Raw genomic sequence first — 13919 nt, 5'->3', positions numbered from 1 at the left:
TTGAAAAAAAAAATATTAATCGTTACACGCAATTTACCTCCCCTTATCGGAGGCATGGAACGCCTTAATTGGCATATTGCTGATGAATTAAGTAAAACTAACAAAGTGGAACTATTAAGTTATAGTGATGCACGAAATCAAGCACCTAAAAATTGCTATTTCAACAGTATTCCTTTGAATCCATTATATATATTTTTAATATCAGCTTTTATAAAAACTTTCTGGATTTGTTTAATTAAACGTCCCGATATTCTTTTTGCAGGAAGTGGACTTACTGCTCCTATTACAACCTTTTGGTCTAAAGTATTTCGAATAAAAAGTATTGTTTATGTCCATGGTTTAGATATTGCGACTAACCATGGGCTATACAATACTATATGGATACCAATGATTCGTGCTGCAGACTATGTTATTGCTAACAGCAATCCAACTCAAGATATATGTTTAAAAAAAAGCATTTCAGCTCAAAAACTTTCAATTATTTGTCCGGGAGTAACTTATCCACCTCTCACTGAAAATTATTTTTTAATTAAATTACTTAATGAAAAATATCATCTACATGACAAAAAAATCTTGATTTCAGTAGGGCGTTTAACTCAACGAAAAGGTTTAAATGAATTTGTAGACTTAGCATTACCAAAGATTGTCAAAAATATTCCCAATACCCTGTTGGTTGTGATTGGAGATACACCCAATCATTCACTCAATAAAAATTTAGAAAGCAAAGAACTTATTCTTACAACTGCAGCAAAGCATCACATTACCGAAAATATTCTATTTGTCGGTAATATCAGTGATAATAATCTTTTATCTTCATGGTATTACCTTGCAGATTTACATATTTTTCCGGTCAAACACATTCCAACTGATCCTGAGGGTTTTGGTATGGTAGCTATTGAAGCTGCTGCACATGGAACTCCTACAATTGCTTTTGCCACAGGAGGTATTATTGATGCTGTACAAAATGGCAAGTCTGGTTTTCTAGTTGAGCAAGATAATTACGAGGAATTATCTAAGAAAATTATTCAATTATTAGAAAATCCAGCTCTTATTAAAGAAAAAGAATGCGCTGAATTTGCACAAAATTTTTCTTGGGATAATGTAGGACAAAAATTCAATAAAGTAATGAATCAATTACATGATTAGGATCTACCATATTCATCTTTAAATCTAATAATATCATCCTCTCCTAAATAAGAACCCGATTGGATCTCAATTAACTCCAATGCAATTGAACCAGGATTCTCTAGACTATGCACTGTACCTAGGGGAATGAAAGTAGATTCATTTTCCGAAATAAAATACTGTTCATCTCCCTTCGTAACTTTTGCCGTCCCTTTCACCACTATCCAATGTTCTGCTCTATGGTGATGTAATTGTAATGATAACTTTGACTTAGGTTTAACAGTAATACGTTTTACTTGATATCGCTCACCAGTATCAATACAGTCATATCTCCCCCAAGGACGTATCACTTCCCTATGCATTAATAATTCAGCACGCTTCTCTTGAGACATACGAACAACTAATTTTTTTATATTTTGCGTAGATGACTGAGTGGTAACTAATATTGCATCTTTTGTTTCAATAACAATAAGATCTTTCACTCCCAATACAGTAACAAGTCTACTATCTGCATGAATATAATTGTTCTGAGCATCTTCCACAATAACATCGCCGTGTATGACATTATTGTTTTCATCCTTTGGATTAATTTCCCACAAAGATGACCAACAGCCTAGATCACTCCATCCAGCATCCAAAACAACAACAACACCAATTTGAGTTTTCTCCATTACAGCATAATCAATTGAATCCTCCAGACATGTTTTAAATATATCTATATTTATCCGAATAAAATCTAGATCAGACATTCTCTCATTAAAAGCCATCTCACAAATAGTTAAGATATCTGGGCTATATTTTTCTAATTCTTGAATAAAGTTATCGACTTGAAAAACAAACATTCCACTGTTCCACAAGTACTGTTGACTCTCTAAATATTGTTGAGCTGTATCAAAATCTGGTTTTTCAACAAATTTTTCTAATTGATAAGTATCTTGTATGCTAAGTTTATTACCTGTTTTAATATACCCATATCCTGTATGCGGTGAATCCGGTTTAACCCCAAAAACAACTAGTTGTTTTTGTAAAGCTATCTGATAAGCAGATACAAGGCTATGATGAAATACATCAATGTGATTAATAAAATGATCCGCAGCCAATACACATAAAACAGAATTCTCACTAGGATACAATGCACGAGCTTGTAACGCAGCTAAAGTAATCGCAGGTGCCGTATTTTTTCCAACTGGCTCTAAAATAATCGAAGCTTGTGTAATATTAAGTTTTCTTAATTGTTCAGCCACAATAAAACGATGTTCTTCATTACAAATAATGATAGGTGGCAAGGTTCGTATAGGTAAATTTTCTAATCGAGCCAATGTTAATTGCAACATTGATAATTCAGTATCAAGCAATCGTAAAAATTGTTTTGGATATGCTTGTCTTGAAAATGGCCATAATCTAGTCCCAGCCCCTCCTGCCAATATAACTGGAACAATCATATTTTTCTCCTAGAATACGAATAATTAAAAAACAACATATTATTTACATAAAAATACTTATACTATACAACTATTTTATTGCTTTATTCTTTACATTCAAGCCATGAACTTGAATAATTATTTTATTACTCTACATACAGTTCATTTCACTTTTGGACATTATAGATGCCATATCAACCTGCTATTTGGTTTCCCACGATACAAGCGAATAGTGGATCCGATGTTTTTACAAAACAACTTGTTACAGGCTTAAAGAATAAAGGCATAAGGGCAGAAATCACATGGTTACCGCATCATGCAGAATATTTACCTTGGTGTGTAAAAGTCCCGAAAGCTCCTAAATGGGCAAATATTGTACATATAAATACTTGGTTACCCTTAAAATTTATACCTAAGCATTTGCCCGTGATCTCGACTCTCCACCATTGCGTCCAAGATCCGTTATTTCGCTCCTATAAATCAACACTACAACACTTATATCATTCTTTTTGGATCACTCCGACTGAACGAAAAATACTAAATTTATCATCTCAAATTACTGCAGTAAGCCATTATACAGCTCAATGTGCAAATCAAATTTTTGAGATCCAAAATTTCAACGTTATTCACAATGGCGTTGATACAAATTCTTTAAAACCAATTCAGAAAGATAACCCACATAAACCTTTCCGATTATTATTTATTGGAACCCCATCTAAACGAAAAGGATTTGATATTTTACCTGAAATTATGCAACAACTAGGTGATGATTATGAACTGTTTTATACTGCTCGAAAAAATCAAATATCCCATAATTTTCCGTCCAATATGCATGCATTAGGACGAGTAGGCAATATTACTGATGCTTATCATAATGCTGATGCATTATTATTTCCATCTCGACTAGAAGGCTTTGGTTTAGTTGTTGCTGAAGCAATGGCTTGTGGCCTTCCCGTCATAGCTTCTAACAGTTCTGCACTACCCGAAGTAGTTGATAATGGTATTACAGGACTTTTGTGTAAGAAAGATGATATCTCTTCTTTCACAAATGCTATTCGATCTATTGCAAATGATAGGGAATTACATCAAAAGATGTCACATGCTGGGCGTCTAAAAGCAGAACAAGAGTTTAATTTATCGAAAATGGTTGACCAATATCTTGATATATATCTCAAGATATTACATTCTCAAGCTGATGATTAAAAAAATCTAATCTTTTATATTTTATTTAGCAATTTCACTAAATATTTTCATCATTTCTTGTGCACCTGCTTGCCAAGAGATTCCTGGTTGCGCAGTAGGTTTTTCGGAAGACAAGGCCTGAAGCAATCCTTTCACTAAATCATCTACAGACAATGGATTAATATATGTGCTTTCTATTCCTCCTGCTTCTCTAAGCTCAGGAATATCTGAAGCAACAACTCGCGTACCACAAGCTCTTGCCTCTGCAGCAGGCATACCATACCCTTCATACAATGATGGCAGCACAAATATTTCTGCTCCAGAATATAGTGCTGCCAAATCTTCATTAGGTACATAGCCCAACTCTAAGATATTACCCGAGAATTGTTCAATTTTTTCTTTTAAGCCACTATTTTTCCACCCTATTTGCCCAACTAAAGCTAAAGATAAATTAGGATATCCATGGTTACAAACTATTTTAAATGCATCTAATAACATTGAAAGATTTTTACGAGGCTCAAGTGTCCCAATAAATAGAATATAAGGATTTAATAAGGTATATTTTTTTCTTATCGTTAATATTTCTGCTACATTTCTAGGAAAAAAATCTGGACTTGTACCAGGAACTACAACTGAATCCACATGTTTTCCCAATAGTTTTTCAACTCTCTGAGCTGTTCCAGCTGAATTTGTGACAACTTTTGTTGCATTTAACACATCATGTTTCAAATATAACTTATGAGCAAGCATATTAATAAAAGGCATTGTTTCTGGACAAATAATATGATTAAGGTCATGTACAGTCGAAACAACAGGGACGTTATCAATCAATATAGAAGGATATAATGTTCTCGGAGCCCAAAAAACATCTAAATTATCTTTTTTAATTAATGAAGCAGATCTCCACTTTAACCAAAAATATCCTGACATTAAAGGATAAGCCTTATTAGAGCATACTTTTGAATTTTCAATACCTTGAGGAAAAGAGGGGATAAACCCAGTTGGGCAAAAAGCTATGAATTCTAACTCTGGGTTCAATATAGCCATTTCATTTAATAAATGCCAAATATAATTCCCAATTCCTGTCCGCTTACCAACTAAAGCACGTGCATCAAAACCAATTTTCATAAATCCTCCAAGTCTTTATTAAAATTCACATATTTTTTTTGGCAAAGAAAAAGAAAAAGAAATTATAAAACTTCATAATTAATAAAAAATTAATTTTTGAAATTTTAGTAGAACTAAAAAAGTGAAAATCACCATATGAATATAAGTACTTATTAAATTTCAATGCTAAATATTCTAATGTTTTACCTCTAAAAAAACCGATATGTTGACCATGCTCTAATCCATAATAATCCCAATTCTCCAAACTTGGAGTGGGATCAGGAATTAATTTTGTCGAAAAAAAGATTTGATCACTTTTATTCAATATTTTAGTTAACTCCTCGACAGGCTTATCAAAATGTTCAAATACCTCGAATGCTGTGATGAGCTCATATTTACCATCTTTTCCAACAAATTTTTTTGCAAATAAATTATCGCAATACCGATCTTCCCAAAATATTTGGAATCCAATATCTCGCATTAATCGTACAAAAATTCCATATCCACCAGCATAATCTAAAATTTTTTTATTCTTGATCCCCAACAGCCAACATAAGTTAGTTGTTTTTTTACAACATAAATAGTTCCTAACAAAAATTCCTGTATCTTTAGTATGAATAGCTTCCGAATATGCTTGCTCTAACCAATAAGGTTTCTGCGTTTGAACATATAAACACTGTGGACACTCATAGTACAAAATATTATTATTAAAAATATTACCATAAAATATAAAATTTAAATTGCGATTACAAATCCGACACTTTTCAGCCATATCATCCACTATACTAAAAATTACAAATAATTTAACTAAATTACATCAGTTAAGAAGCAAAAAAAATCATCCTTATCCCATATAAAATTGTAATTTTCCTTTTTAAGCATTTCTTTAATTTCATCCATTTCAATACTTTCTATATGCTTCCATTCAAATCGGATTAACTTTGGTTTAATTTTATTAAAATCAATCATTTTAATAATCTCACCATCCATACCTTCTACATCAATTTGCAGATAATCAATATCTATTAAATCATGTATATTAATTAACTCCATTAATGTTAAACTTGGAACTGAATTTAAAATAATTTTTTCTAGATGAATCCCTTGATTTAATAAATTTTCTATTTTAAAAGATGCAGTCCCTCTTACCCAATCTGGATATTCATTATGATACTTTGAATCTACTCTGTATAAATCAAATTTTTTTAAATATGGATGTATTCCAAGATTAACTGGTTGGATTTTTTTATAATATTCGTAATTATAACAAAGCTTGTTATAAAAATCGGTTAATGGTTCAACAACAACTCCTGTCCATTCTTGAGCTGTGGCATATTCATATAAACAATCAAAAGAAACACCGTCATTAGCACCTATCTGCAAGAATTTAACTTTTTTATTCTTTAAGCTAAATTGCCATAAAATTTTTTCAGCTAATGAAATTTTTATCAACCGCATATTAAAGATCAACAGGAATTTTCTTACAAATTTTCTTATAAAATTAATCATTGGAATTACTCAACTTAACCACTAAAAGTTCAGATTTCTACTATTACATTACAATGTTCAACAGAGCTTTCACGATGAGCAATAATAACCATGGTCTTCTTACTACTTAAGTTTTGTATTGCTTCATTTACTGTCTGCTCAGTTTCAACATCCAGCGCACTTGTTGCCTCATCCATAAATAATACTGGAGGGTCCCTATACAAGGCCCTTGCTATTCCAATTCTTTGCCTTTGCCCACCAGAAAGCAAAATACCCCTTTCACCAATATTTGTATCATACCCCTGATCTAATGCTTGAATAAACGTGCTTGCTTGAGCTGCTTGAGCTGCTCGATAAACTGCACTCATATCTATTTGATCTTTACGCACACCAAAAGCAATATTTTCAGCAATACTCGCATCTACTAAATAAATGTGTTGTGGTACATACCCTATTAAATTCTGCCAGCCTATAACATTATTTGGTGCAATTTCTATATCATCAATAACTAACTTTCCATAATTAACAGGTAATAATCCCAACAAAATATCCATCACCGTACTTTTGCCAGAACCACTCTTTCCCACAATACCAACACTCGTATTAACAGGTATTGTTAGGCTAAAATTATGAAGAACTTCTTTTTCTGGTGCTGATGGGTATGCAAAACTAACTTGCTCTAATCTAATTTCACGGTTTAGCTGTATAATTTTTTGATTAGCATTTGGCTTTATTTTATTTTCTTTAATTAAAGAAAAATCTTGATAAATATTTTTAAGTACTGCATCAGCAAATCTTAATCGTGCTATTGCCCGATATATAATTTGTGCCGCAGGTAATATTCTATACGCAGCAAATCCATATAACCCTAATATTGGTAACACATGAGCAATATCATTGCTTTTAAAAATTAGAAAAATTGCTAAAACTATGAGTCCGGTGTAGCCTACAGCCTCTACTAAAAATAAAGGGATTTGACTTAAAGTATCACTAGCAGCAATATGTCTAGATAAGGATCTGGAAGATATTTGAAATCGAGTCATGTACTGTTGAGTAGAATTGGTAATTTTAATGTCCTTAATTCCACTCAATACCTCTTGGCACGCCCTAAAACGCTCCTCATTTGCAAAATGTCTTTCATACCCTATTTTGTATAATTTAGATCGAACAGCTTGATAGATTAAAAAGTAAAATATGCCAATAGCAATTAATGTAAAAATAGCAATCAATGGATCATAAATTATTAAAACCAATGTTATCCCCATTATAACAACTCCTTGAGCAATCATTTGCATTAGAGGCTGCATGACGTCACCAAGTAACTGATCTACTTCTGACAGTATATTTTTATTTAGTTCAGCTGTATTTCTTTGTAAAAAAAAGAAATATGGTTGATAAAGATAAATTTCTAAAAGTCTTGCACTAAAATAATGTCTCTGCAAATTTGCAAAACGATTTAATGCATGATTTGTTATAATTTTAAATATTGATGAAAATACGATAATAAAAATAGAACAAAGACCTAAAACTATAATAAAATTATTATAATGATCAAACAAAAAAGTTTCATATAAATAATTTAAAATCTGATGATCTTCAATTACAGTCGGACGTGACAAAACAGCCAAAAAAGGCATAATTGATAAAATACCCGCTGCTTCTATAACTGCCATTATCACAACAAGTACAAGCACTAATACTGCTTTCTTTTTTTCAAATGGAGTTAATATCTGCCATAGTTTTTTCAACGCTTCTAGCATTTAATTTACCTATCGCTTAGCTACATATATCTGAGTAGGTATTAACCAAACAATTTTTTTTAGTAGCCAAGAAGGAATCCATCTAAAAATCCCATAAATCCCTCGATAACCCTTTTCCTCTCGAACAAAAATATCTAATGCTTCTACACAATAGTTTCTGTATTCAAATTTACTTTCCCGTAACAGGTATTCCACTTCATTTTGCTGCAGTGGTTCACAATCATAAAAATCTATATTTCTTAATTTTTTCAAATAGTAAGAACGAAATTTTTTAGGCAACCAACTTAAAAATATTAACTGATAATGTGGCTCCACTAACATCCATCTATTTGGTACGGCTAAATACAAAATACCATCTGGTTTTAATACACGATTAATTTCATCTAAGTGTTGCTGTTGCTGTTGTTTTTCTCCAACATGTTCAATTACATGATTACTAATTACAATATCAAAAAAATTATCATCATAAGGCAACTTTGTATCGGACACTAGCTGAAAACTATAACCATTCACAAATTGCCTATTATCCGAAATATCCACAGCAAAAACTTCTTGCTGATAATGTTTAGCATAATAAAAAGCTATTTCTCCACTACCTGTACCAACTTCTAATAGCTTATGTTCAGATTTAATTTTCTTTTCAAGTTTAATAATACTCTCTATTTTTTTTGCTTTAGCCAAACGGTTTTCAAATACCACGTGTGGCTTTCTGCCAACATTAATGATCATTCTTATTCACCCTTATACATTAAAGCTGTAATTTGTTCAGAAATTAATCCGAGCAAAAACACCATGATACTGCCTGTATATAATAATGCACTCATGTTCGTAAAGCGTGCAAACTCTTGAAGTGTATAGATATACCATCCTGTAGCTATCAAAAAAAGTAATAACGCTATAGGAAGGAACAACTTTAATGGTGAATACAAAGTTCCAATTTTAAAAATAATTAAAAAAAATCGAATACTATCTTTAATTGGATGAATATGACTATTGCCTAATCGTTTAGCTGCATGAATTGGAACATAAGCAACTGAATAACCTGCTCTAAAAAAGGCCATTGTACTAGTTGTTGGATAAGAAAAACCATTGGGTAATAAATACAGAAACTCACGAAATTTTTCTACTCTTACTGCTCGAAAGCCTGATGTTAAATCCTCAACTGGATGCCCTGTCATATAACTAGCGAGCTGATTATAAAATTTATTCGCTACACCCCTCCCTACGCTTGCTTGTGACCCTTTCTGTCTCGCTCCCACTACAAGATCATATCCTTGTTCTATTTTTTCTAATAACAATACTATGTCGTTTGGATTATGTTGGCCATCCGCATCCATAAATACAATAACTTCACCTGTAGCAACTCTTGCTCCAGTTTTAATTGCTGCACCATTCCCTTTAGAATATGGATGAGAAACTACACATGCATCTGCATTTTTCGCAAGCAGAGCTGTTCTATCTGTTGAACCGTCATCAACAACAATGATTTCAGCATCTTGATAGAGTGTTCTAATTTTAGATACAGTTTCACTTATTGCTAATTCTTCATTTTTTGCCGGTAATACAATACTAATCAACACGAATATTCCCCATAGCTTCGTGATCTTTTTTCAAATCTAATATTAAATTTTTTCTTAATTGCACAATTTTTTCATCAAAGAATACTCTTGATCTATTTATTCCTGAATCCGGCTGCTTACGATATTCTGCTTCTGCAACATCCAGTAATTTTAAAGCTAACTGCCTATGACCATGATTCCCCAAATCTGCGACCATAGCCATTGATTTATTCATATCTGGATCTAATCGTATAGCCTGATCATAATATTTGTAGCCTAATTCTGGCTCTGCTAAAGCAACAGATAATAAGCCCTTCAGCACTAATATCATTGCTTCAAGATTTGGAACATTCTTATAGGGGGAATTAGGTTTTATTAATGCATCCAATACATTTAGCATTGGTTTAGCATACATAGCTGTGTTTTTCTCATTACCAATGATTATCACTGTAATATCACGTGCACGTATCAAAGCCTGGGGATCTGAACGATGTGTGGCAATATGCATTTGTAGTTCTGAAAAATCTTCTGTACTCGCTGTTCCTGCTTTAATTTTTTGTTGCAACATTTGAAAAGCAATTAATCCACTTTGTGGATGTTTTTTTAATGCTTGTACTAATAAATGATGGGCTTCACCATATTGTCCCCGATCTGATAAATATTGAGCCATAAAGACTTGGCCTCGTTCCGAATTCGGATTATTTTGTGCCCAAAAAAACTCTAATTTATCATTATCTGACCATAAAACAGACCTTTGCCATGTCATCCAAGCCAATAATGTTATGATTAATACACTAATAAGAACGACAACTTTAAGCTGTATTTTTTCAGTTAATGCACACAATCCCGCAGCTAATGGTAAAAACATGAAAATTGCCGCAATATAATTTCTGTGCTCAAAGTACAACTCTAATCCTAGAACTGTAGACTCCATCAAATGTGCAGCAAAAAAGAATAAAATAGCCAAAGCAATTAATGGATAACGGCTTCGTACAATAAAGCTGGCAATGAATAAACCCAGTAAAAATACTGCACTGAATAATGTAGAAACGGGTGAAAACCAACCACGAGAAACAATAAAACCGTCTTGTAACAAACCAGAACCTTCTATGCGCGGCATCCATAACCAACGTAGATAATCCGTGACTATACGACCTTCACTCCATAATCTTTCAACTTGATTAAATGAGCGATTTGGCCAAAGATCCTTTGAGAAATCGATATAGCGAATGAGTAATACAGCAATTGCAACTGATGGTAACCACAAGCATACAGCCCGCCATTGCCAAATCGGTTTTCCCATTCGTTGTGGATTACAAAACTCAATCACTAATATAAGTAAAGGCAGTAAAGCTCCATTTTCTTTACTAAAAGTTGCTAGTAAAGTACCCAAACCAACAGATACAGTCATCAACCCATAAGCCATCAGTGGCTTATACTCAATTAATGCTCGTCCTTTTAAATAGCCAATCATTGCAATCAGGCTAAATAACAAAGGCAATTGTGCCATTCGTTGAATGACATATAAGGTTGTGGATACAAATAAAGGATGTATTAACCAAAAACTCGTTGCTAGTACTGCAATCCATTCTATTTTTTGTTGAGCATAACCATAACTTTTTAATAATAGACGTATAACTATAAATAAAAATAGCCCACAAAGTAAATGAATATAGAGATTTACCCGTTTAAATGGCTCAGCATTTCCTAACCAACCTGCTTCTTCTGTCCAACTGTCTGCATGTACTAAAAAACTCGCTAAAGCAATCGGTCTTCCAGTTGGACCTGAACCTCCATTAGTGACAAATTTTTTTGCAGCATTCCAATCATGCGGATCGCCATAATGACTCATTTCAGCTAAGTTATAATAATCATCAAATAAAAAACCACCTTTTAAACCAGGTGAATAGATTTTAAATGTAAGAAGAGTAATAAGTATTAATATGCTAAAAGGTAAAAAACGACGATATTCCAATTGAATTTCCCTATATAAAAGAAATAAAAGAGGCTACTTAAGCCTCTTTTATATAATAGTTATTCTTCAATAATAGAATTATTGGTTTGCCTTAGGAACATATTTATCATTAATAGTAGTATCAGAACCAACTACTCGAACAAGTGAGCCATTAGTTCCCATGCTTAATTGTAGTTTTTTCCCGGCAATTAAATTCGATGTACCTGTAGTTCTATAAGTAATGCTGAATGTACATGGTGCATTACCAGTACTAATTACCATAGACTGAACATATTTACCACTAAATGTACCGCCGCCACAGTTACCATTTTGCAAGTTATCTGTTACATCAGTTTTCTTACCGCTTGCCATAGCAACACCTTCTGTTGCTTGCGAACGAGCAATGTAGTCTTGATAAGCAGGAATCGCGAAAGCAGCCAAAATACCGATAATCGCTACAACGATCATTAATTCAATAAGAGTAAAACCCTTTTGCATAGATTTCATAACATTCTCCACAAATGTTTTTGTTTATTTATAAGCTTTGTAAAGCTAAAGCAGCTTATTTTATATATAGCACTAAATGTGCCAAGACTGATTATAATAAAATTGACAGAAAAAACAGCACTTTAAAAAAATAAAATTGTTACAACGTAGTTTTAATGTTTTTTTTAGTAAAAAAGTGACATTTTATGTCACTAATCCACCTATTTTCTAACGCAAAATAATCGGCTCATTCCCCAATTCATTATTCTGCTCTTTCATAGAGTGTGTATAAAACCGGTTAAGCACTTCACCGATATTCATCACCCCTGTGATGACAGCCAACTTAAACTGTTCCTGAGCCAACTGAGCAACCATATTTTTACAGATTTCATCCCAGATTATTTGCTGAGTGGCGGTTTTTAACCCCCGATCAATCACAATTTCAACTTTTCTTTCACATAAATTGATGTAAAGCAGTACACCACTATTATATTCAGTATCCCACACCCCAAGTTCAGCAAACAGCTGGCGAGCACGCATGCGGGTATTTTGAAAATAAGCCTGATTTACAGGAAGATGACCTTCTATCACGACCTGGATTTCGCCCACATGATCATGCTCAGCCTCGGCGACCGCCTGAGCGATCGCTGCCTGATCCTGTTTGGAAAAATAGCGTTTGGTTGCAGGCATATATAAAAAATGCTTTAACCAGCGCTTAAAACTGGGTTGATTCACTTCTTCTGTTTTAGGTTGGGTGACAATCTCTGTCGTATCTGTTGTTGTTACCATGATCCTGATGCTCCTCCTCCACCAAAGCCGCCACCACCGCCACTAAATCCACCGCCACCGAAACCGCCTCCTCCTCTGCCCCCTCCACGACCGGCAGATGAAAGTACAAGCTGAAAAATGGTTTGTGCAATTGCAGTGATGAGTAAAAAGAAGATGCCTACTCCAATCAATACACTGGTAATTAAGCCAGCCCCATTGACCAGTCCAGCCACCGTACCTGCAACAGCTGCTGTAGAAGCACTGAGAGGCTTACCCACAATAAATGAACCAATAATCCCCGCAATTAAAATAAACAAGGCGGTACTCAAGGTTTTCTGTTTTGCTTGCTGTTCATGCAAGGCTTTTTCTTGCCGTTCTTTCAACTCCTGGGCTGCATTGGCTGCAACCTCAGGGTCCATATTTAAGATCCGTTCAATCTCTGCAAGTCCAGCGTCAATGCCTTGGGCATATTGGGCCTGTTTAAAATAAGGGGTGATTTGATTTCGAATGATTCGGCTTACCACAATATCAGGCAGCACGCCTTCCAGACCATAGCCGGTTAAAATCTGGATACGCCGATCATTCACCGCAATCGCCATGAGCAGACCATTATCCTGTTTTGCAGAGCCAAGTTGCCATTTTTCAGCCACCCGCATGGCAAAATCAAAAATATCTTCCTGACCGGTGGTCGGGACAATCACCACACCAATTTGCGCCTTACCCTGTTCATGCAGCTTGAGAATCCGTTGGCTGATCTCCTGCTTTTCACCCGCACTAAGTAAATTGGCCTGATCCACAACCGGCTCATTTAAAGTCGGCAGTCCACGAATAGACTCGCCTTCTGCCATATCATTGGCAATTTGCGGTTGTTTTACTTCTGGCTGTGCTGACGGCTGTTGCTGGGTTTGTTGTTGCTCCTGAATGATCTTCCCTGCAATGACGGCATCTTCATTATCCGTAGCTGCTGTCTCTGCACTTAAAGCGAATGAACTGGACAATATTGCACACCACAAAACCAGCAGTTGCAAAACAATCGCAAGAGAGCTTTTCTCTTCTGGAGCAGACATAA

13 protein-coding genes are annotated in these 13919 nt (G+C 34.1%); 2 read left to right on the top strand and 11 right to left on the bottom strand.

Annotation, left to right across the window (positions count from 1 at the left end; genetic code table 11):
- Positions 1 to 1146 (top strand): glycosyltransferase family 4 protein, encoded by a 1146-nt coding sequence (locus ACPUEY_RS03620; protein ID WP_425121171.1) that lies wholly within the window; start codon positions 1 to 3, stop codon positions 1144 to 1146.
- Here the strand turns inward: ACPUEY_RS03620 and ACPUEY_RS03615 are convergent.
- The gene (locus ACPUEY_RS03615; protein WP_425121170.1) at positions 1143 to 2567 is read right to left on the bottom strand and encodes a mannose-1-phosphate guanylyltransferase/mannose-6-phosphate isomerase; all 1425 of its coding nucleotides are present in this window, start codon (positions 2565 to 2567) and stop codon (positions 1143 to 1145) included. The two genes, ACPUEY_RS03620 and ACPUEY_RS03615, sit on opposite strands and share 4 nt — an antisense overlap.
- Positions 2568 to 2732: 165 nt before the next feature.
- Here ACPUEY_RS03615 and ACPUEY_RS03610 point away from each other — a divergent pair, with 165 nt between their 5' ends.
- Positions 2733 to 3749 (top strand): glycosyltransferase family 4 protein, encoded by a 1017-nt coding sequence (locus ACPUEY_RS03610; RefSeq protein WP_425121169.1) that lies wholly within the window; start codon positions 2733 to 2735, stop codon positions 3747 to 3749.
- A gap of 21 nt (positions 3750 to 3770) precedes the next feature.
- Here ACPUEY_RS03610 and ACPUEY_RS03605 read toward each other — a convergent pair whose 3' ends face one another.
- The 10 genes from ACPUEY_RS03605 to ACPUEY_RS03560 form a co-directional block, all read right to left on the bottom strand.
- The gene (locus ACPUEY_RS03605) at positions 3771 to 4856 is read right to left on the bottom strand and encodes a glycosyltransferase family 4 protein (RefSeq protein ID WP_425121168.1); all 1086 of its coding nucleotides are present in this window, start codon (positions 4854 to 4856) and stop codon (positions 3771 to 3773) included.
- Positions 4857 to 4881: 25 nt separating this feature from the next.
- Positions 4882 to 5607 carry a class I SAM-dependent methyltransferase gene (locus tag ACPUEY_RS03600; RefSeq protein WP_425121167.1) on the bottom strand — a complete coding sequence of 242 codons (726 nt, stop codon included), beginning with the start codon at positions 5605 to 5607 and terminating at the stop codon, positions 4882 to 4884.
- 35 nt (positions 5608 to 5642) lie between these two features.
- The gene (locus ACPUEY_RS03595; protein ID WP_425121166.1) at positions 5643 to 6293 is read right to left on the bottom strand and encodes an FkbM family methyltransferase; all 651 of its coding nucleotides are present in this window, start codon (positions 6291 to 6293) and stop codon (positions 5643 to 5645) included.
- 80 nt (positions 6294 to 6373) lie between these two features.
- Complete coding sequence (locus tag ACPUEY_RS03590) at positions 6374 to 8083, bottom strand: ABC transporter ATP-binding protein (protein ID WP_425121165.1); 1710 nt, start codon at positions 8081 to 8083, stop codon at positions 6374 to 6376.
- Between the two features lie 9 nt (positions 8084 to 8092).
- Positions 8093 to 8812, bottom strand: coding sequence for a class I SAM-dependent methyltransferase (locus ACPUEY_RS03585; protein ID WP_425121164.1), 720 nt, complete (start codon positions 8810 to 8812; stop codon positions 8093 to 8095).
- 2 nt (positions 8813 to 8814) lie between these two features.
- Positions 8815 to 9663 (bottom strand): glycosyltransferase family 2 protein, encoded by an 849-nt coding sequence (locus ACPUEY_RS03580; RefSeq protein ID WP_425121163.1) that lies wholly within the window; start codon positions 9661 to 9663, stop codon positions 8815 to 8817.
- Entirely contained in the window at positions 9653 to 11617 is a 1965-nt protein-coding gene (locus tag ACPUEY_RS03575; protein WP_425121162.1) for a hypothetical protein, read from the bottom strand. Before ACPUEY_RS03575 ends, ACPUEY_RS03580 begins: the two co-directional genes overlap by 11 nt.
- A 78-nt stretch (positions 11618 to 11695) precedes the next feature.
- Positions 11696 to 12094 (bottom strand): pilin, encoded by a 399-nt coding sequence (locus ACPUEY_RS03570; protein WP_425121213.1) that lies wholly within the window; start codon positions 12092 to 12094, stop codon positions 11696 to 11698.
- A gap of 216 nt (positions 12095 to 12310) precedes the next feature.
- Complete coding sequence (locus tag ACPUEY_RS03565; protein ID WP_425121161.1) at positions 12311 to 12871, bottom strand: TPM domain-containing protein; 561 nt, start codon at positions 12869 to 12871, stop codon at positions 12311 to 12313.
- Positions 12865 to 13917, bottom strand: coding sequence for a TPM domain-containing protein (locus tag ACPUEY_RS03560; RefSeq protein ID WP_425121160.1), 1053 nt, complete (start codon positions 13915 to 13917; stop codon positions 12865 to 12867). The genes ACPUEY_RS03565 and ACPUEY_RS03560 overlap by 7 nt, the downstream gene beginning before the upstream one ends.
- Positions 13918 to 13919: the final 2 nt, after the last annotated feature.

The sequence above is a fragment of the Acinetobacter sp. G11 genome (assembly GCF_049808495.1).
GTDB classification, from domain to species: domain Bacteria; phylum Pseudomonadota; class Gammaproteobacteria; order Pseudomonadales; family Moraxellaceae; genus Acinetobacter; species Acinetobacter kookii.
Note: the sequence above shows the minus strand (reverse complement) of the source record. Positions and strands in the feature narration are given on the sequence as shown.